22 protein-coding genes and 2 pseudogenes are annotated in these 16,848 nt (G+C 67.7%); 11 read left to right on the forward strand and 13 right to left on the reverse strand.

Annotated elements, in window-relative coordinates:
* Positions 1-131: 131 nt before the first annotated feature.
* Both CHC02_RS30475 and CHC02_RS30480 read right to left on the reverse strand, forming a co-directional pair.
* A complete protein-coding gene (locus CHC02_RS30475) occupies positions 132-593 on the reverse strand; it encodes an NUDIX hydrolase (protein WP_244160921.1) in 462 nt (153 codons plus the stop codon).
* Between the two features lie 45 nt (positions 594-638).
* A pseudogene (locus CHC02_RS30480) lies at positions 639-1,070 on the reverse strand (AAA family ATPase); the annotation flags it as partial.
* Positions 1,071-1,497: 427 nt separating this feature from the next.
* Between CHC02_RS30480 and CHC02_RS05355 the strand changes: the two are divergent.
* A complete protein-coding gene (locus CHC02_RS05355) occupies positions 1,498-2,001 on the forward strand; it encodes a hypothetical protein (protein ID WP_081884540.1) in 504 nt (167 codons plus the stop codon).
* Positions 2,002-2,069: 68 nt separating this feature from the next.
* Here CHC02_RS05355 and CHC02_RS05360 read toward each other — a convergent pair whose 3' ends face one another.
* Both CHC02_RS05360 and CHC02_RS30165 read right to left on the reverse strand, forming a co-directional pair.
* Entirely contained in the window at positions 2,070-2,699 is a 630-nt protein-coding gene (locus tag CHC02_RS05360; protein WP_244160917.1) for a helix-turn-helix domain-containing protein, read from the reverse strand.
* A 2-nt stretch (positions 2,700-2,701) separates the two neighbouring features.
* Complete coding sequence (locus tag CHC02_RS30165; protein ID WP_089390468.1) at positions 2,702-2,860, reverse strand: hypothetical protein; 159 nt, start codon at positions 2,858-2,860, stop codon at positions 2,702-2,704.
* A 298-nt stretch (positions 2,861-3,158) separates the two neighbouring features.
* Here CHC02_RS30165 and CHC02_RS05370 point away from each other — a divergent pair, with 298 nt between their 5' ends.
* From CHC02_RS05370 to CHC02_RS05380, 3 genes are read left to right on the forward strand one after another with little or no spacing between them, the layout of a single operon-like run.
* Positions 3,159-3,437 carry a CopG family ribbon-helix-helix protein gene (locus tag CHC02_RS05370; protein ID WP_089390469.1) on the forward strand — a complete coding sequence of 93 codons (279 nt, stop codon included), beginning with the start codon at positions 3,159-3,161 and terminating at the stop codon, positions 3,435-3,437.
* Positions 3,437-3,712 carry a type II toxin-antitoxin system RelE/ParE family toxin gene (locus tag CHC02_RS05375; protein WP_089390470.1) on the forward strand — a complete coding sequence of 92 codons (276 nt, stop codon included), beginning with the start codon at positions 3,437-3,439 and terminating at the stop codon, positions 3,710-3,712. The genes CHC02_RS05370 and CHC02_RS05375 overlap by 1 nt, the downstream gene beginning before the upstream one ends.
* Positions 3,713-3,760: 48 nt before the next feature.
* Complete coding sequence (locus CHC02_RS05380; protein ID WP_089390471.1) at positions 3,761-4,186, forward strand: VOC family protein; 426 nt, start codon at positions 3,761-3,763, stop codon at positions 4,184-4,186.
* 125 nt (positions 4,187-4,311) lie between these two features.
* On the opposite strand, the gene CHC02_RS05385 is transcribed toward CHC02_RS05380, so the two are convergent.
* The 3 genes from CHC02_RS05385 to CHC02_RS05395 form a co-directional block, all read right to left on the reverse strand.
* The gene (locus CHC02_RS05385) at positions 4,312-4,809 is read right to left on the reverse strand and encodes an RES family NAD+ phosphorylase (protein WP_089390472.1); all 498 of its coding nucleotides are present in this window, start codon (positions 4,807-4,809) and stop codon (positions 4,312-4,314) included.
* On the reverse strand, positions 4,809-5,270 hold the full coding sequence (parS, locus tag CHC02_RS05390) for a type II RES/Xre toxin-antitoxin system antitoxin (protein WP_089390473.1): 462 nt from the start codon (positions 5,268-5,270) through the stop codon (positions 4,809-4,811). Before parS ends, CHC02_RS05385 begins: the two co-directional genes overlap by 1 nt.
* A 386-nt stretch (positions 5,271-5,656) precedes the next feature.
* On the reverse strand, positions 5,657-6,475 hold the full coding sequence (locus CHC02_RS05395) for a protein phosphatase 2C domain-containing protein (protein ID WP_089390474.1): 819 nt from the start codon (positions 6,473-6,475) through the stop codon (positions 5,657-5,659).
* Between the two features lie 166 nt (positions 6,476-6,641).
* Between CHC02_RS05395 and CHC02_RS05400 the strand changes: the two genes are divergently transcribed.
* From CHC02_RS05400 to CHC02_RS30485, 6 genes and pseudogenes are all read left to right on the forward strand, one after another.
* Positions 6,642-7,307 carry a M24 family metallopeptidase gene (locus CHC02_RS05400; RefSeq protein ID WP_089390475.1) on the forward strand — a complete coding sequence of 222 codons (666 nt, stop codon included), beginning with the start codon at positions 6,642-6,644 and terminating at the stop codon, positions 7,305-7,307.
* Positions 7,308-7,420: 113 nt separating this feature from the next.
* Complete coding sequence (locus CHC02_RS05405; protein ID WP_089390494.1) at positions 7,421-7,765, forward strand: metalloregulator ArsR/SmtB family transcription factor; 345 nt, start codon at positions 7,421-7,423, stop codon at positions 7,763-7,765.
* A 21-nt stretch (positions 7,766-7,786) separates the two neighbouring features.
* Positions 7,787-9,073, forward strand: coding sequence for an arsenic transporter (locus tag CHC02_RS05410; RefSeq protein ID WP_089390476.1), 1,287 nt, complete (start codon positions 7,787-7,789; stop codon positions 9,071-9,073).
* Positions 9,074-9,099: 26 nt separating this feature from the next.
* Positions 9,100-9,570: an arsenate reductase ArsC gene (locus CHC02_RS05415; protein WP_089390477.1), complete on the forward strand. Its 471-nt coding sequence runs from the start codon at positions 9,100-9,102 to the stop codon at positions 9,568-9,570.
* A 13-nt stretch (positions 9,571-9,583) separates the two neighbouring features.
* The gene (gene arsH / locus CHC02_RS05420; protein WP_089390478.1) at positions 9,584-10,282 is read left to right on the forward strand and encodes an arsenical resistance protein ArsH; all 699 of its coding nucleotides are present in this window, start codon (positions 9,584-9,586) and stop codon (positions 10,280-10,282) included.
* A 138-nt stretch (positions 10,283-10,420) separates the two neighbouring features.
* Positions 10,421-10,549 (forward strand): annotated as a pseudogene (locus tag CHC02_RS30485) (hypothetical protein); the annotation flags it as partial.
* Positions 10,550-10,625: 76 nt separating this feature from the next.
* Here the strand turns inward: CHC02_RS30485 and CHC02_RS05430 are convergent.
* The 5 genes from CHC02_RS05430 to CHC02_RS05450 form a co-directional block, all read right to left on the reverse strand.
* Positions 10,626-11,906, reverse strand: coding sequence for an OprD family porin (locus CHC02_RS05430; RefSeq protein WP_089390480.1), 1,281 nt, complete (start codon positions 11,904-11,906; stop codon positions 10,626-10,628).
* Positions 11,907-12,147: 241 nt separating this feature from the next.
* Entirely contained in the window at positions 12,148-13,347 is a 1,200-nt protein-coding gene (locus CHC02_RS05435; RefSeq protein ID WP_089390481.1) for an MFS transporter, read from the reverse strand.
* A gap of 176 nt (positions 13,348-13,523) precedes the next feature.
* The gene (locus CHC02_RS05440) at positions 13,524-14,081 is read right to left on the reverse strand and encodes a putative glycolipid-binding domain-containing protein (RefSeq protein WP_089390482.1); all 558 of its coding nucleotides are present in this window, start codon (positions 14,079-14,081) and stop codon (positions 13,524-13,526) included.
* The gene (locus CHC02_RS05445; RefSeq protein ID WP_089390483.1) at positions 14,078-14,440 is read right to left on the reverse strand and encodes an MmcQ/YjbR family DNA-binding protein; all 363 of its coding nucleotides are present in this window, start codon (positions 14,438-14,440) and stop codon (positions 14,078-14,080) included. The genes CHC02_RS05440 and CHC02_RS05445 overlap by 4 nt, the downstream gene beginning before the upstream one ends.
* A gap of 13 nt (positions 14,441-14,453) precedes the next feature.
* Positions 14,454-14,732 carry a peptidylprolyl isomerase gene (locus CHC02_RS05450; RefSeq protein ID WP_089390484.1) on the reverse strand — a complete coding sequence of 93 codons (279 nt, stop codon included), beginning with the start codon at positions 14,730-14,732 and terminating at the stop codon, positions 14,454-14,456.
* Between the two features lie 193 nt (positions 14,733-14,925).
* On the opposite strand from CHC02_RS05450, the gene CHC02_RS05455 reads away from it, so the two are divergent.
* Entirely contained in the window at positions 14,926-16,128 is a 1,203-nt protein-coding gene (locus tag CHC02_RS05455; RefSeq protein ID WP_176450309.1) for a PilT/PilU family type 4a pilus ATPase, read from the forward strand.
* A 294-nt stretch (positions 16,129-16,422) separates the two neighbouring features.
* Here the strand turns inward: CHC02_RS05455 and CHC02_RS05460 are convergent.
* On the reverse strand, positions 16,423-16,848 hold a 426-nt coding region (locus CHC02_RS05460; protein ID WP_141137687.1), incomplete at its 5' end, for an OprD family outer membrane porin.

A 16,848-nucleotide genomic window follows, 5' to 3' on the forward strand; every position in this document is an offset into this window, starting at 1 on the left:
CCTCGGTGGGTGGAAGAGGCGGGCAGTATAGGGAAAGCGCCGGCCGGCACAAATCGCCGGCCGGTTCGCCGGCGCGGAGGCGGGCCGCTGCTGGCGAACAGTATAGGAAAATTGCAAGTTTTGGGGTGGGCTCAGCCTTGCCGCGGGGCCGTCCGCGCCGCTTCGACGAGGGCGGCCAGCTGGGCCGAGCGCTGCCGCAGCCAGGCCAGCGCGTTCTGGAACAGCGGGTGCCAGGAGGGGCCCGGCGCTTGCGCCAGGGGCTGCCAGAAGAAGGCGAAGTCGTGGCCGCCGTCGTCCTCGGCGCGGTGTGTCCAGCGCTCCGGCAGGGCCTGGGTCGCCTGGCACAGCTGGAAGGACCAGACCTGGCCGGCGAAGCCGCTGTCCCAGCTGCCGAGTTCGGCCAGCACCCGCGCCCCGGCGATTCCGCTTTCCTCGCGCAATTCGCGCAGCGCCCCCGCGGCCGGGCATTCGCCGGCCTCCAGGGTGCCCTTGACCAGTTGCAGGCCGGCCAGCGGGTGGTGGAAGGCCAGCACCTGCAGTTCGCCACATTGGCGCACGAGCACCGGGCAGGCCTTGTTGGGCGCCTCGCGCAGCACTTCGATGCGCAGGAAGCCTTCGCTGGCCTGCGGCGCCTCGAAGCGGGCGTGGACGCTGCGGATGGCTGCCTCCGGCACCCGGTGGTCCTCGCGGCGCGCGCGGTTGCGTGCCAGGGCCAGTTCCAGGGCGGTGTCGAGCCATACGGCCACCACCGGTACGCCGTGGCGCGCGGCGGTTTCCAGGGCCTGGCGGCGATGCGCGGCGCCGGGCAGGGCGGCGTCGAAGAAGTACGCGGTGTCGCCCAGCGCGGCGGCATGACGCTGCACCCATGCGGTCTTGCCGCCGCCCTGCACGCCGATCACCAGGAACAGAGTGCTGCCGGCCGGGGCGCTGGCCAGCGCGCGGTCCAATGCGGCGTAGGCCTGGCGCCAGGCCAGGGCGCTGCGCTCGGGGGTGTAGAGGCGGCCGTCGGGCGTTTCCAGGAAGTGGTCGGGGTTGATGTGGCGGCTGTGGTTGTGGCTGTGGCTGTTCATGGCGAGGGGCTATCCGTGCGGGTGCCGTTGGCTGGCCGAGCACTATAAAGGCGGCCGCAAAGGCGGTCGCGCCCCGGCGATAAATAGCGCGAAGGCATTTTCATGTGCCGGCGAAAGCGTGTGGCAGGGGCCAGGCGAGGCGGCAGGAAAATCTTCGGGCCTGTTTAGAATGTTTATTCACTACGGTTATTTGCTTAGTTCTGCAGGCAATATCCATGTTGTCTGTTTGGACGTCATGGAATCTTGTTTGCCTGCAATGACGGAAATAAAGAAGCGATAACGAACGAGTGCTCCACTGGATCTCCGTTTCCCCGAGGGCCGGCGAAGCAATCCGCCGCTGCCCCGCCAGCTTGTCCGCCCCCACCGTCGGCCTAGAATCGCAGCCATTCGCAGTTATCCATTCCATCCAGTTCAGGGAGATACCAAGATGATGAATGCCATGCAGATGCCGATGAACGCCAACCCGATGATGCCGATGATGGGCATGCCGATGATGATGGCGACCCTGCAGTGCGAAATGCAGGACGACGGTATGATGTGCAAGATGATGCCGGCCATGGGCATGGACGCGGCCATGTTCCGCAACAACGCCGAAATGATGGCGATGATGATGAACTGCGGCATGCCGATGATGATGCACTGCGGCAACATGTCGATGATGTGCATGTCCCAGACCGGCATGGCGATGATGCCGATGATGGGCATGATGAACATGATGCCGATGATGATGGGCATGCCCATGCCGTCGATGAAGTGCATGATGGAGTGCTCCATGCAGGGCGACGCCATGATGTGCAAGATGATGCCGATGCAGGGCATGAACATGGAGATGTTCAAGAACTGCTGCATGCTGATGAACAAGATGATGGAATGCGGCATGCCGATGATGATGAGTTGCAACGGCATGCCGATGATGTGCTGCACCTGCTGATCGCGGCGCGCTGAACGGGAAAGGCCCGGTGGGGAAACCCGCCGGGCCTTTCGTTTTGCGCCGCCGCCTCAGTCCAGGCGTTCGGCGTAGGTGGTGACCAGGTAGGCCACGGCCTCGCTGTCGGCCGGGTTGCGGTAGCTGTGCGCCTGGTCGGCATAGAACAGGATGGAGTCGCCGGTGCCGAGCAGGAAGCGCTCCTCGTTCACCGCGATCTCCAGCACGCCCTGGGCCACCACCAGGTTCTCCTGGGTGCCGGGGGCGTGGCCGGCGGAGTGCTCGATGGCCAGGCCGGCCAGGCGCAGTTCGTAGAATTCCACCTGGCGCGAGACGTCGAAGGGGAAGAGCGCGCGGCTGACGAAGGCGCCGTCGCCGCTGACCAGGCGCTTGCTCTCGCGCGCCGGCAGCAGGGCCACGCCGTCGAAGGCGCGGTCGTCGAGGAAGGCCGCCACCGAGACCTTCAGGCCCTGGGCGATCTTGCACAGCACCTTGATCGAGGGGACGCTGCGCCCGGACTCGATCTGCGCCAGCATCGCCCGGCTCACCCCGGACAGCCGCGCCAGGCCGTCGAGGGAGAGGTTGCGCTTGCCGCGCAGGCGCAGCAGGTTGTGCGCCACGCGCTGGCCGATGGGGTCGTCGGCGGCCGCCGAGGCGGCCTCCAGGCCCGCCTCGGTGGCGTCGGTGGAAAGCGGCAGGCCCATGTTCAGGCCTCGCGGATGCCGCTGTCGCGCTGCTGCACCCATTGGGCGGCACCGAAGCCGGCGCGGCTCGCGTACATCGCCCACATCAGCTCGGCCATGCGGCGTGCCTGGCGGCGCGTGCGGTAGCGGGCGAGGTCGATGACGTTGTCGGTGCGGTCCATGGCGACTCCTGGGAGGCTTGGCGTTGAAGATGGGGATAGCCTAGCTGGGGTTGTGTTAGAACCATAAATACTTAGTTTTCATTTATTAAGCATTTATCGGTCTAATTGCTTTGGCCTCGACAGGGTGTCCGGTCGCCATGACGTTTGGATCGAGCGCCCCACGAAGAACAGCGAGGTCGCAACCGTTTGCTGCTTAAGTCTTCCACTGAGCCTGGTGAGTATCGCTTGACGCCTTATCTTTATTGGTTACGATTGGTTTTTAATCGAAATGCCTAAGTCTGCCCAGGAGGCACTTGACATGGCCACGACTTACAAGACTCGCTCGGTCACCGCTCACGTTCCCGTCGAACTGGCGGAGCGCGTGGACGAAATCGCCGAGCGCCTGGAACGCTCGAAGAACTGGATCGTCAAGCAGGCCTTGTCCGCCTGGCTAGACCAGGAGGACGAGCGTAGCCGCTTGACTCGCGAGGCCCTGGCCGATGTGGATGCCGGCCGGGTAATCGATCATCAGTCCGTCCAGGCCTGGGCGGAGAGCCTGGACTCCGACACACCGCTACCGCTGCCGGTACCGCGCTGATGGCGTTGCAGTGGACGAGTAAGGCTTTGTCCGATCTGGCACGGCTCCACGAGTTTCTCGCTCCGGTGAATCGGTCTGCGGCGGCCCGTACCGCCCAGCAACTGGTCGCCGCGCCGGCTGTCTTACTGACCAACCCACGTCTCGGTGAGCGCCTGGATGAGTTCGTGCCGCGTGATGTCCGGCGGCTTCTGGTTGGCCATTACGAGATGCGCTACGAGATACGGGGCTCCGACATCCATCTGCTTCGTGTATGGCATACCTGCGAAGAGCGCTGACGGTTGGCCTAGGCTGAAAGCAACCCACGCCACCGCCAGGAGCCATCCATGAGCCTTCGCCCCTTCCACCTCGCCATCCCCGTCCACGACCTGCCCGCCGCCCGCCGCTTCTACGGCGAGGTGTTCGGCCTGGAGGAGGGCCGCTCCAGCGCCCAGTGGGTGGACTTCGACTTCTACGGCCACCAGTTGGTGATCCACGAGCACCCGCGCACCGCATCCCAGGAAAGCGCCCATTGCAACCCGGTGGACGGCCACGACGTGCCGGTGCCGCACTTCGGCATCGTGCTCGACTGGGCGCAGTGGGAGGCGCTGGCCGAGCGCCTGCGCGGGTTCGACGTGCGCTTCGTGATCGAGCCATACGTGCGCTTCAAGGGCCAGGTGGGCGAGCAGGCGACGATGTTCCTCCTCGACCCCTGCGGCAACGCCCTGGAGTTCAAGGCGTTCAAGGACATCGGCCAGTTGTTCGCCAAGTAGCTCAGGGCAGCAGGCGCGGAAGGCCGCCGGGCATGCAGGGCACGCCGGCATGCTTTCCTGATTGAAGGGGACTCTCGAGTGTGGAGACTTGCCTTCACTTCATTGCCTGGGGCTGGCCGATTTTCTCACGGCGCCGGCGGGTTCAGCCGGGTATCCAGGGCGAAGGCCTCCTGGCTGACCAACTCGTAGGCGCCCTTGGCCAGGGCCGGGCTGAGCAGCAGGTTCCAGCAGTGCGGCACCACCGCCGAGGGGATGAGGATGAACGGGTGGGCGTCGAGCAACTCGTTGCCGAACAGCTGTTGTCCATGGCTGGGGATGCCGGGCACCAGCCAGTTGCGGTTCGGCAGGCTGCCCGGCTCGACGCGCAGTACCCGGGCGGGGTCGAGGATACGCGCGCAGGTCAGCACGTGGGGCACTCGGTCCAGCGCGGCGAAGCCCTTGTGCACCGCCACCTCGAGGATGGCCGTGGCGGCGTCCGCGCTGGCGTACACGGCGCGCACGCCCCTGGAGTTCCAGCGCCCGCCGGCCAGTTCGGCGCCGATGCCGCTGTCCCAGCCGTCGGCGTGTTCGCGGCGGTCCAGGCGCCAGAGGTACAGCTCGCCGTTCCCTGGCAATGGCTGCATCAGTAGACCCCGTAGTCCAGGCGGGTGAGGAAGTCGTCCACCAGTTCGAAACCGACCTGGGTAGTCAGCAGGTCCACCGGCGCATGGCCCTCCAGGCCCAGGGCCGGGGCCATCAGCCAGTCCACCGCGGCGCGGCGCGAACCCAGCACCTCCTCGGCGCGGCTGAGCACCTTGGCGAGGCGCCAGGCGCTGCTGCTCTGCTCGGCGGACAGCGGTTCGGGGTGCTTGAGGCGGCGCTGCAGGGTGCGCTCGGACATGCCGATGAGCTTGATGAAGGCCTGCTTGTCCAGCTCCAGGGACTCGGCGAAGGCGATCACCACGTCCGACGGCAGGCCGCGCTCGATCATCTCGTGCACTTCGAACACGCTGCTGGCGTGGGGCCCCTTGTCGCCATAGAGCAGGCGCAGCGGCCGGTCCGGGTCCTGGGGGAGGCGATGGCGGTTGTCATTGCCGAGGTTCATGGCGCGGCGCTCCTGTTTTTTGCCACATGGCGAGAATTTACCGCCAGGTGGCGTGAATGACCAGTGAAACTGGCCGAACGGTCGCCGACCCCTAGTCCCATTGGACGATCTTCCGCCGCCGGGGCCAGGCCATCGATCTCGACGCTTTCCTCGCGTGGTGCCGCGTGCGCATGGCCAACGACAAGCTTCCGCTGCGCCCCATGGTCCTGGATGGGTTGCCGCTGAAAGCCACCGGCAGGCGGGAGAGGGGGCCGTTCGGTATGGGCGGGGAGTCCAGCGTTAGGGTAGGGCGAATAACCGTTCGCGGTTATCCGCCGTTGGCCACTGCGCCCATGTTCACGAACGATGGCGGATAATGCCCTACGGCCATGCGGCATCGACGGCCGCTATCCCGCGACCCGCAGCCAGATCGCCGAGGCGTCGTCGCTGGCCTTGAAGCGCGGGTAGCGCAGGCACGCCGCGTCGTCCCGCTCGATGCCGCGCAGTTCTTCCGCCAGCGGCCCCAGGCCGTGGGCGAGCACGCGGGCGACCAGGCCGGCGGCGTCGTAGGCGCCGTAGGTGTCGAGCAGTGCGGCGAAGCCGTCGCTCATCAGCAGCAGGTCGTCGCCCCGGGCCAGGGGCGCACGGGCCAGGCGCAGGCCAGCCCTGGCCTGCGCGGCATCCACCCCCAGCACGGCCCTGGGCCGTTCGCGGGCGGCGCGGCGGTCGGCCAGCACGTGGGGCGCGCGTACGCCGCCGGCACCGGCGCCGGGGCCGAGGGCGGCGGCTTCGGCGAGTTCCTCCGCACGGTTCGGTTCGGGGGTCAGGAAGGCCACGCCGGCGGCGCTGCGATGGATCACAGCGCAATCGCCGAGGAAGCCGCAGGCAAGGCTGTCGCCTTCTATCGCCACCGCGGCGAAGGAGGCGCGCGGCAGTTCCCAGGCGGCGACCGGCTCGCGGCGGCGGTCGCGCCGGTAGTCGGCGGCGACCGCCTCGAACATGCCTTCGCACAGGTTCGCGAGGGTGCCGGAGGCCGCGGCGAAAGCCCGGTGCGCGGATGCGGCCAGCCAGGCGGCGCCACCGCGCTCGCCCAGCAGGCCCGGCGCGCCGAGGTCGGTCGCACCGTCAATGATCCAGGCATGCCGCTCGGCGCAGCCGATGCGGTCGTCGTTGGGAACCTCCGCCTTGCCGGCGAGGCTGAGGACCTGGAGCAGATCGAGGTGCATGGGCAGGGTGTCTCCCGTGAAGCGTTGGTCTCTGGTGGCCGCTGCCGGCCGAGGACAGAGCCTGTCAGCCGCGCGGCGCGCTGTCCACCCTGCGTGGCTTGCATTCCGGGTTCGCTATGTAGAACTCTATACGGCGAACCCCGAGGACTTCGCAGAGAGCGCCCGAATGAATACCGCCGTGCACGCCAAGGAAGCCGTAGGCGCGAACTACGCGCTGGAGCTGATGAAATACGCCCAGGCACGCACCTGGGAGGCCGTGGACGCCATCGCCGCGGCCATCCGCCCGGGGATGAGCGAGTCCCAGGCCACCGCCCTGGGCAAGCAGGTGCTCGCCGAGCTGGGCATGGAGCGCATCTGGCACCCGTTGCTGATCCGCTTCGGCGCCAACACCCTGAAGACCTTCAAGCAACGCTCCGACGGCGACCCGCTGCTGGGCGAGAACGACATCTTCTTCATCGACATGGGCGTGGTCTGGCGCGGCCACGAAGGCGATGCCGGGGCCACCTTCGTGGTTGGCGACGACCCCGGGATGACAGCCTGCGCGGCAGCGGCCAGGGAGTTGTTCCTGCACGTCGAGGCGCACTGGCGGGAAACCCGCTGCAGCGGCGTGGCGCTGTACGACTTCGCCCATGCCCGGGCCGAGGCGCTGGGCTGGAAGCTCAACCTGGACATCAAGGGCCACCGCGTCAGCGACTTCCCCCATGCCATCTACCGCGCCGGCGACCTGGGCGACTACGCCGGGCACCCGGGCGGCGGGCTGTGGATCCTGGAAATCCAGATCGCCCACCCGGACAGGCCCTACGGGGCCTTCTACGAAGACCTGCTGGCCTGAGGCGAAACGAATACCCCTGGCGGCAATCACCGGGGGCAGAGGTTTTGCGCCGGGGTTGCCCTTGATATATGGAAATCCGTATATTCGAATTTCCATATATCATGGCGCCCATGATGCTCACGCCCCCCGATGTCTTCAAGTGCCTGGCCGACGAGACCCGCACCCGCGCCACCCTGCTGATCGCCGAGCAGGGCGAGCTGTGCGTCTGCGAGCTGATGTGCGCGCTGGGCGACAGCCAGCCCAAGGTCAGCCGCCACCTGGCGCAGCTGCGCGCCGCCGGGCTGCTGCTCGACCGCCGCCAGGGGCAGTGGGTGTACTACCGGCTCAACCCCGTTCTGCCCGCCTGGGTCCACGAGGTGCTGCGCGTCACCCTGCAGGCCAACGCCGACTGGCTGAAGGAAAGCGCCGCCCGCCTGCGCGACATGGATGGCCGCCCCGTGCGCGCCAGTTGCTGCTGACCCCTCCCGGAACCCGCCTCGATGCTGCTCGCCGCTGCCGTCTTCCTGTTCACCCTCGTCCTGGTCATCTGGCAGCCCAGGGGCCTGGGCGTCGGCTGGAGCGCCAGCGCCGGCGCGCTGGTCGCCCTGGCCCTGGGCGTGGTGTCGCTGCACGACATCCCCACCGTCTGGGCCATCGTCTGGAACGCTACCGCCACCTTCATCGCGGTCATCGTCATCAGCCTGCTGCTGGACGAGGCCGGCTTCTTCGCCTGTGCGGCGCTGCACGTGGCGCGCTGGGCGGGCGGCAGCGGCCGGCGCCTGTTCGCCTTCTGCGTGCTGCTGGGCGCCGCCGTTTCCGCGCTGTTCGCCAACGACGGGGCGGCCCTGATCCTCACTCCCATCGTCATTTCCATGCTGCTGGCGCTGCGCTTCCCGCCAGCGGCGACCCTGGCCTTCGTCATGGCCGCCGGCTTCATCGCCGACACCGCCAGCCTGCCGCTGGTGGTGTCGAACCTGGTGAACATCGTCTCCGCCGACTATTTCGGCCTGGGCTTCGCCGAGTACGCCGCGGTGATGGTGCCGGTGAACCTGGCCAGCGTCGCCGCGACGCTGCTGGTGCTGTACCTGTTCTTCCGCCGCGACCTGCCGCAGCGCTACGCCGTGGACCAGCTGCAGGCGCCGCGGGAGGCGATCCGCGACCCGGCCACCTTCGCGGTCGGCGCCTGGATGCTGCTGGCGCTGCTGCTCGGGCTGTTCGCCCTGGAGCCGCTGGGCATCCCGATCAGCGCGGTGGCGGCGCTGTGCGCGGCGGTGCTGTTCGCCGTCGCCGCCCGTGGCCAGGTGATTTCCACCCGCCGGGTGCTGCGCGAGGCGCCCTGGCAGGTGGTGGTGTTCTCCCTGGGCATGTACCTGGTGGTCTACGGCCTGAAGAACGCCGGCCTCACCGACTTCCTCACCCGCGTGCTGGACGGCCTGGCGGGGCAGGGCGTGTGGGCCGCGGCCCTGGGCACCGGCCTGCTGTCGGCGCTGCTGTCCTCGGTCATGAACAACATGCCCAGCGTGCTGGTGGGGGCGCTGGCCATCCAGGCCGGCGCGGCCGAGGGCGTGGTCCGCGAGGCGATGGTCTACGCCAACGTCATTGGCTGCGACCTGGGGCCGAAGATCACCCCCATCGGCAGCCTGGCCACGCTGCTCTGGCTGCACGTGCTGGCGCGCAAGGGCATCCGCATCACCTGGGGCTACTACTTCAGGGTCGGCATCCTGCTGACCCTGCCGGTCCTGCTCGTCACCCTCTCGGCCCTGGCCCTGCGCCTGGCCTTCCGATAGCCGCCCGGCGGCGGCAGGAGCCTTCCATGCGAGTCCTGTTCATGTGCACGGCCAACAGTTGCCGCAGCATCCTTTCCGAAGCCCTGTTCAACCACCTGGCGCCCGCCGGCTTCGAGGCGGTGAGCGCCGGCAGCTTCCCCCGCGGCCAGGTGCTGCCGCGCACCCTGGCGACCCTCGAGCGCGCCGGCATCGCCACCGAGGGCCTGAGCAGCAAGGGCAACGAGGCCTTCGCGGACAACCCGCCGGACATCGTCATCACCGTCTGCGACAAGGCCGCGGGCGAAGCCTGCCCGGTGTACTTCGGCCCGGCGTTGAAGGCCCACTGGGGCCTGGAAGACCCTTCCGAGGCGCAGGGCGACGAAGGGCAACTGGACGCCGCCTTCCGCGCCACCCTGGCGCGCATCGAGCGGCGTTGCCTGGCCTTCTTCGCCTTGCCTTTCGCCAGCCTCGATCGCGCTGCGCTGGAGCGTGAGCTGCAGCGCATCGGCGCCCTTTGAGCGGAGATACGCCATGACCGACCTGCCCAACCTCGACCAGTCGCTGTTCGGCATCGCACCCGCCGCCGTTGGGTCCAGCACCCACGCGCCGCGCATCCTGCTGCTCTACGGCTCCACCCGGGAGCGTTCCTTCAGTCGCCTGCTGGTGGAGGAGGCCGCGCGCCTGCTCCAGCACTTCGGCGCGCAAACGCGAGTATTCGACCCTTCCGGCCTGCCGCTGCCCGACGATGCCCCGGTGGAGCATCCCAGGGTGCAGGCGCTGCGCGAGCTGGTGCAGTGGTCGGAGGGCCAGGTCTGGTGTTCGCCGGAGCGCCATGGCGCCATGTCCGCGGTGTTCAAGGCGCAGATCGACTGGATTCCCCTGGCGCTCGGCGCGGTGCGCCCGACCCAGGGCAAGACCCTGGCGGTGATGCAGGTCTGCGGCGGCTCGCAGTCCTTCAACGTGGTCAACCAGCTGCGGGTGCTGGGCCGCTGGATGCGCATGTTCACCATCCCCAACCAGTCGTCGGTGCCCAAGGCCTACCTGGAGTTCGACGAACAGGGGCGGATGAAGCCCTCGCCATACTACGACCGCCTCGTCGATGTGATGGAGGAGCTGGTCAAGTTCACCCTGCTGCTGCGCGATCGCCAGGACTTCCTGGTGGACCGCTATTCCGAGCGCAAGGAAAGCGCCGAGCAACTGTCGGCCCGGGTGAACCAGCGTTCCCTCTGAGGTCCATGCCAGCGCAGGGATGCGCTGCCCCGAAATCCTGCTTGCGCCGCTCTAGATCAAGGTCATAAAGACCCCGTCGGGGGTATCTGTGACACCTTCCGGCGCCGTTTTGCCGTCCCTGTTTTCCGGAGCCACGCCATGCCCTTGCCTTCCCCCTCCAGTATGCCCCGTTCGCTTTGCGGCCTGGGCGCCCTCGCGCTGCCCGATGGCTTCGTCGGCCCGGCCAGTGCGGAGTTCCTGGAGGACGGCAGCGCCCGCCTGGAGGCCTTGTACGTGGCCCATGAAAAAAGCCCCGTGGCGCATGCCACGGGGCTTTTTCGTTCACGTCAGGTCGCGACGCCGATCAGAACACGCTGAACGGGTACTCGACGAAGACGCGGACTTCGTTGCCGTCGTCGTTGTACTCGCGGGCGTCGTTGGAAACGCGCACCCAGGAGCCGCGCAGCTTGATCGACAGGTCCTTGGCCGGACCGCTCTGCACGACGTATTTCGCCTGGTTGAAGATCTCGCGCTCGTGGCCATTGTTGGTCTGCGAGGTCTTGATGTTGTCGCCATAGACGTAGGCGACGGTGTAGCTCAGGCCCGGGATGCCGTATTCAGCGAAGTTGATGCTGTAGTTGGCCTGCCAGGAACGCTCGTCCTCGGCGTTGAAGTCCGACCAGTAGGAGTTGGCCAGCCAGATGGTGGTGCCGCCGTCGCCCAGGCCGCCGGCGTTCTGGTACCAGCCGTAGTTGTAGCCGGTGTCGCCGGTGTTGCGCTGGTGGGCGATCATGAACGAGTGTGCGCCGATGGCGTAGGTGGCCGCCAGGCTCCAGATGGTGTTGTCGCGGTCGCCGCCGAAGTTCAGGTTGGCGAAGTCCTTGTTCAGCTTGGTCTTGTAGCCGTTGAAGTCGAAGGTCAGCGACTGCGCATCCTGCATCGGGATGACGTAGTTCAGGTTCAGGTACTGCTTGCGCGCCACGTCCTTGTTGTCCGAGGCGTACAGCGAGCCGCTGAAGTTGTCGGTGAACTTGTAGCTGCCGCCGTACACGTCGATGCGCTTCAGACCGCCGCTGTCACGCCCTTCGGCGCTCTTGCGGGCTTCCTCGGTGAAGCTGCCGACGTTCAGTTCCAGGCCCTCGATCTCCTTGGAGGTGATCAGGGTGCCGGTGTAGCTCTCCGGCAGCAGGCGCGAGTTGTCGTAGCTCAGCACCGGCAGGCTGGGCATCTGGTCACCGTACTTGATCACGGTGTTGGAGATGCGCGCCTTGACCGCGCCACCGGCACGGGCCAGGTCGTCGGCCGGGTTGCCGTCGCTGTCCTGCTTGAAGAAGTCGATGCCGGCGGCGCCGGTGCGGCCCTTGCCACCGTCGAGGCGTAGGGCGTACAGGCCGAAGGCGTCGACGCCGAAGCCGACGGTGCCCTGGGTGAAGCCGGAGTTGAAGGTGGCGGTGGCGGACTGGCCCCATTCGGCCTTGTCATCGCGGCCGTGCTTGTAGTCGCGGTTCATGTAGGCGTTGCGGAAGAACAGGTCCAGGTGGCTGTCTTCCACGAAGCCCTTGGCGGCTGCCTGATCGTCGGCCATGACCTGGGTGCTGGCGGCGAGGATCCCCAATGCAAGCAAACTGAACTTTTTGTTCATCATTTTGTTATTTCCTGCAGTCTGTTTATTCGCAGCGCCCGAACGCGGAAAAAGCCTGCCCGCCCGGGTGCTCCAACCCGGGGCCGGCAACGCAGGGCGCTGGCGTTTCTTGGATGGTCTCGAGGCCCCTCACAGGCCTCGATGGCGCGCGATGATAGCAGAACGTGGATAAAATCCAGGAATTTCGAAGGGTTGGCGCATTTTTGCGAAAGCACCTACGCGAAATTGGGAGCCTGGTTCCCGCTCAGGCAAGGGGCTGCGCGTTGTTGCGCCGCTGCAGCCACAGGCTCAGGCCCAGGCCGATGACCGCGGCGGCGCAGGCGAACGGGAAGATCGCACGAAAGCCCCAGGCGCTGGCGATGGCGCCGGCCAGCGGGCCGGTGATGCCCAGCGAGACGTCGATGAACAGCGAGTAGGCGCCCAGCGCCGCGCCGCGGCTGGAAGCCGGCACCAGGCGCACCGCTTCCACGCCCAGGGCGGGGAACACCAGGGAGAAGCCGAAACCGGTCAGCGCCGCGCCGGCCAGCGCCGACCAGGGCCCCGGGGCCAGCCACAGCAGGAGCAGGCCGAGGCTTTCCACCAGCAGGCAGCAGATGGCCACGGCGAAGCCGCCATGGCGGTTGATGGCGCTGGCGAACAGCAGCCGCGCGCCGATGAAGCAGGCGCCGAAGGCGCTCAGGCAGTACACCGCGCCACCCCAGCCGCGGCTGGCGTAGTACAGGGTGATGAAGGTGGCGATGCAGCCGAAGCCGATGCCGCCCAGGGCCAGCCCGGTGCCGTGGGGGGCCACGCGGCCGAGCACGTGGTGGAAGGGCAGGCGCTCGCCGTGGACGATGGCCGCGGCGCGCTTGGGCCAGGCCAGGGCGAAGCCGATGGCGGCCAGCAGCATCACCACCGCGCCCATGCTCCACAGCCCCAGGTGCTGCACCAGCAGGACGCCGAAGGGCGCGCCCACGGCCAGTGCGCCATAGCTGGCGATGCCGTTCCAGGAGATCACCTTGGCGGTGTGCAGCGAGCCGACGCGGTCGATGCCCCAACTGATGGCGCCGCTGCCCACCAGGCTCTCGGCGGTGCCGAGGATCATCCGGCCGAGCAGCAGGCAGCCCAGGCTCAGCGCCTGCATGTCCTGCAGCCACACCGAAAGCAGCATCAGCAGGCCGCTGCCGGCGCAGCCGAGCATGCCGTAGAGTACCGCGCGCTTGGGCCCGAGGTTGTCGATCACCTTGCCGGCATAGGGGCGGGTGAGCAGGGTGGCCAGGTACTGCACGCTGATCACCAGCCCGGCCAGCACCGAGCCGAAGCCCAGGTCGCCATGCACGTAGCCCGGCAGCACGGCCAGGGGGATGCCGATGGTCAGGTAGGCGAGGAAGGTGAACAGCACCACCGACACCACCTCGAGCGTGATGGCGGCGTTGGAGCGGGGCGTGGCGGTATCGGCGGACATGGACACGAACAGCGGGGCGGAGAGGGGAGGAGCATGATGAACCGCCACCGGCTTGTAGGAAAGCTAGCTAACGAACTACCTGAAGGATTCGTCGCTCGGCCTTGGTTCGCGAGCAAGCTCGCTCCTACAAGGGGCGCCCGCTCTTCGTAGGAGCGAGCTTGCTCGCGAACGCTCTTTCAGACCCGCCGGAACAACGTCGGGTAGTCCAGCACCAGCCCTTGCCCATCCACCTCCAGCAGCGCCTGGAAGTCCGTGCCCTCCAGGTTGCGGTACAGGTAGTGGTGGGCATCCTGGCGCGTGTAGCCCTGGTGCATCCTGCGTGGCCGCAGCTGCGGCGCTTCCACGTAGACCACGTCCAGCGCCACCGACTGGCCGTCGGCCAGGCCCAGGCGGCGGATCGGAAAGGTGTTGGTAAAGGGGCTGGGCCAGATGTCGATGTCCAGGCAGCCGTCCAGCTCCGCCAGCGGGCTGCCGTCGCCCTGCGTCCAGCGGCCCCGGCCGTCTGCCAGCAGCACCAGGTGGCGCCGCAGGTGTTCGCCTTCCACCAGCAGCTCGGCTTCGCGCAGGCGCCAGTCGGCATCCCATTCCAGGCGGTACTCCAGTTGGTAGGGCGGCTGGCCGTCGGCGGCGGCCACGCGCAGCTGGCTGTCGGCGCGGCCGTCTTGCAGCAGCAGGCGCTCCCAGCTGGCCGGCGGGGCCTGCCACAGGCCTTCCCAGGTCAGCTGGCGGTTCATGCCGGGTCCAGCAGCAGGCCCAGGCGCAGGCGCTTGGGCAGGCGCGCGACCACCAGCTGGTGCGAGCGGGTGAGGGCCTCGCGCAGCTCCTCGGCGCCCATGGGATAGGGGCGCTGCATGGCGATCCAGTAGGCGCGGGCCAGGTAGGGTGCGGGGCGGATGCCGGGGCGGTCGACGTAGCCGAGGAAGAGTTCCGGCCCGACCTTGAAGGCCAGGCCGCCGCGGCCTTCGTCGAGGAAGTCGAGGATGGCGAACATCTTGTTGCCAGCCACCGAGAACACCCGGTTGCTGCCCCACTTGATGTCCTCGCGGGCGCCGGGCAGTTGCAGGCAGAAGCGGGCGATCTGGTCGGGCGTCATGGGTTCTCCGGCGTCAGTCGCGGAAATAGACCTGCACCAGATGGTAGCCGAACTGGCTCTTCACCGGGCCGTGCACGACGTTCAGCGGCTTCTTGAAGACCACCGCGTCGACGCTGCGCACCAGTTGCCCGGGGCGCAGCTCGCCGAGGTCGCCGCCGCGCTTGCCGGAGGGGCAGGTGGAGTGTTTCTTCGCCAGGGCGGCGAAGTCCTCGCCCCTGGCCAGGCGCTGCTTGAGCTGCTCGGCTTCGGCGGCGGTCTTGACCAGGATGTGGCGGGCCATGGCGACGGGCATGGGGTGATTCTCTACTGACGGAAAAGGCTGATTGTACCTTCCGCCGCCAGGCCGAAGGGCAGTGACGTATATCGCATTTCTCCGGGGCTGGCATTGTGCCCGCCCCTGGCTCTACCTAGAGTCTGACGATTATTCCTACAAGCGACCGCCCTTTGCGGACGGCGTCTTCTCCTAGCGTGCGGATGCAATACAGATGGAAATCCAAGCGATGCTGCGGATCCTGTCCAGCCAGGACGGTTCCGACCTCTACCTGTCCACCGGCGCGCCGCCCTGCGCCAAGTTCAACGGCGTGCTCAAGCCGCTGTCCAGCGAGCCGCTGAAGGCCGGCGACGTGGCGCGCATCGCCGACGCCATCATGGACGAGGAGCAGAAGGCCGAGTTCGAGCGCGAGCTGGAGATGAACCTGGCGATCTCGGTCGCCGGCGTCGGGCGCTTCCGCATCAACATCTTCAAGCAGCGCAACGAGGTGTCCATAGTCGCGCGCAACATCAAGCTGGACATCCCGCGCTTCGAGGACCTGATGCTGCCCGAGGTGCTGCTCAAGGTGGTGATGGAGAAGCGCGGCCTGGTGCTCTTCGTCGGCGGCACCGGCTCGGGCAAGTCGACCTCCCTGGCGGCGCTGATCGACCACCGCAACCGCAACAGCGGCGGGCACATCATCACCATCGAGGACCCCATCGAGTACGTGCACCGGCACCGCAAGTCGATCATCAACCAGCGCGAGGTGGGGGTGGACACCCGCAGCTTCCACGCCGCGCTGAAGAACACCCTGCGCCAGGCGCCGGACGTGATCCTGATCGGCGAGATCCGCGACCGCGAAACCATGGAGCACGCCCTGGCCTTCGCCGACACCGGGCATCTGGCGATCTCCACCCTGCACGCCAACAACGCCAACCAGGCGCTGGACCGCATCATCAACTTCTTCCCCGAGGAACGCCGGCCGCAGCTGCTCAACGACCTGGGCAACAACCTCAAGGCCTTCGTCTCCCAGCGCCTGGTGCGTACCCAGGACGGCAAGCGCCGCGCGGCGGTGGAGGTGCTGCTGGGCACCGCCACCATCAGCGACATCATCAAGCGCGGCGACTTCAGCTCGATCAAGGAGATCATGGACAAGTCCCGCGCCCTGGGCATGCAGACCTTCGACCAGGCGTTGTTCGACCTGGCGGTGGAAGGCGCGATCAGCGAGGAGGAGGCGGTGAAGAACGCCGACTCGGCGAACAACCTGCGGCTGAAGCTCAAGCTGCACCGGGACAACCCGGCCAGCGCCACGGCCCAGGCGGCCAGCGCCCAGCCGGCGGCCCCGGCCGCGCCCGCGGTGGAAGCCTCCAGCTGGGGCCTGGAGCTGGCCCTGGAAGAGATCAAGGCCGAGGACGAGGAAGACAAGAAGGGCGGCTGAGGCCCGCCCAACCGGCGTGGGGCGAATGACCGTTCGCGGTTGTCCGCCGTCGGCCGTGCCGGGGCATCCGGCGTGACCGGTGAATCCGATCGCGGACGGAGTCCGCTCCTACGAGAAGCCATGCTCGCCTGCAATGTGTAGCGGGCCCTGCCCGCGATTCGCGCGCAGGGCGCGCTCCTACAGGTGGGACAGCGGTGGCGGCGTAGGAAGCGGACTCTGTCCGCGATAGGCCGAGCCCCGTTGCGAAATCGCGGATGAATCCGCTCCTGCGCAAATCACCTCGGCGCAATCGCCCTACAGCAGGTCCAGCGGATAGCTGACGATCAACCGGTTCTCGTCGAAGCTGTTGGTCCGCCCCCAGTCGCGGCGCATGGTGGAGTTGCGCCATTTCACGTTCAGCGTCTTCAGCGGCCCGGACTGCACGGTGTAGGCCAGCTCGCTCTCGCGGCCCCACTCGGTGCCGTCGTCGGTGCTGGCGTTGTGCACGTTGCTGCCGTGGATGTAGCGGTTCATCAGGGTCAGGCCGGGTACGCCGAGGCCGGCGAAGTCGTAGTCGTGGCGCAGCTGCCAGGAGCGCTCCTTGGCGTTCTCGTAGCTGGAGTTGTAGCTGTCGTTGGCCAGGGTACCGCCGCTGGCGCCGTTGACGCGGAACCACTCGTCGTCGCCCATGACCTTCTGCAGGCCGAGGTAGAAGGTGTTGCCGCCGACCTTCGCCGAGAA

The organism is Pseudomonas delhiensis (assembly GCF_900187975.1).
Taxonomy (GTDB): Bacteria; Pseudomonadota; Gammaproteobacteria; order Pseudomonadales; family Pseudomonadaceae; genus Pseudomonas; species Pseudomonas delhiensis.

Excerpts from the sequence above, each read along its gene's own strand:
- parS (WP_089390473.1), bottom strand. The coding sequence starts at position 5,270 with ATGAACCTCGGCAATGACAACCGCCATCGCCTCCCCCAGGACCCGGAC.
- CHC02_RS05395 (WP_089390474.1), bottom strand. The coding sequence starts at position 6,475 with ATGCACCTCGATCTGCTCCAGGTCCTCAGCCTCGCCGGCAAGGCGGAG.
- CHC02_RS05455 (WP_176450309.1), top strand. The coding sequence starts at position 14,926 with ATGGAAATCCAAGCGATGCTGCGGATCCTGTCCAGCCAGGACGGTTCC.
- CHC02_RS05370 (WP_089390469.1), top strand. The coding sequence starts at position 3,159 with ATGGCCACGACTTACAAGACTCGCTCGGTCACCGCTCACGTTCCCGTC.
- CHC02_RS05385 (WP_089390472.1), bottom strand. The coding sequence starts at position 4,809 with ATGCAGCCATTGCCAGGGAACGGCGAGCTGTACCTCTGGCGCCTGGAC.
- CHC02_RS05355 (WP_081884540.1), top strand. The coding sequence starts at position 1,498 with ATGATGAATGCCATGCAGATGCCGATGAACGCCAACCCGATGATGCCG.
- CHC02_RS30165 (WP_089390468.1), bottom strand. The coding sequence starts at position 2,860 with ATGGACCGCACCGACAACGTCATCGACCTCGCCCGCTACCGCACGCGC.
- arsH (WP_089390478.1), top strand. The coding sequence starts at position 9,584 with ATGACCGACCTGCCCAACCTCGACCAGTCGCTGTTCGGCATCGCACCC.
- CHC02_RS05445 (WP_089390483.1), bottom strand. The coding sequence starts at position 14,440 with ATGACGCCCGACCAGATCGCCCGCTTCTGCCTGCAACTGCCCGGCGCC.
- CHC02_RS05415 (WP_089390477.1), top strand. The coding sequence starts at position 9,100 with ATGCGAGTCCTGTTCATGTGCACGGCCAACAGTTGCCGCAGCATCCTT.
- CHC02_RS05435 (WP_089390481.1), bottom strand. The coding sequence starts at position 13,347 with ATGTCCGCCGATACCGCCACGCCCCGCTCCAACGCCGCCATCACGCTC.
- CHC02_RS05375 (WP_089390470.1), top strand. The coding sequence starts at position 3,437 with ATGGCGTTGCAGTGGACGAGTAAGGCTTTGTCCGATCTGGCACGGCTC.
- CHC02_RS05405 (WP_089390494.1), top strand. The coding sequence starts at position 7,421 with ATGCTCACGCCCCCCGATGTCTTCAAGTGCCTGGCCGACGAGACCCGC.
- CHC02_RS05400 (WP_089390475.1), top strand. The coding sequence starts at position 6,642 with ATGAATACCGCCGTGCACGCCAAGGAAGCCGTAGGCGCGAACTACGCG.
- CHC02_RS05450 (WP_089390484.1), bottom strand. The coding sequence starts at position 14,732 with ATGCCCGTCGCCATGGCCCGCCACATCCTGGTCAAGACCGCCGCCGAA.
- CHC02_RS05430 (WP_089390480.1), bottom strand. The coding sequence starts at position 11,906 with ATGATGAACAAAAAGTTCAGTTTGCTTGCATTGGGGATCCTCGCCGCC.
- CHC02_RS05440 (WP_089390482.1), bottom strand. The coding sequence starts at position 14,081 with ATGAACCGCCAGCTGACCTGGGAAGGCCTGTGGCAGGCCCCGCCGGCC.
- CHC02_RS05380 (WP_089390471.1), top strand. The coding sequence starts at position 3,761 with ATGAGCCTTCGCCCCTTCCACCTCGCCATCCCCGTCCACGACCTGCCC.
- CHC02_RS05410 (WP_089390476.1), top strand. The coding sequence starts at position 7,787 with ATGCTGCTCGCCGCTGCCGTCTTCCTGTTCACCCTCGTCCTGGTCATC.
- CHC02_RS05360 (WP_244160917.1), bottom strand. The coding sequence starts at position 2,699 with ATGGGCCTGCCGCTTTCCACCGACGCCACCGAGGCGGGCCTGGAGGCC.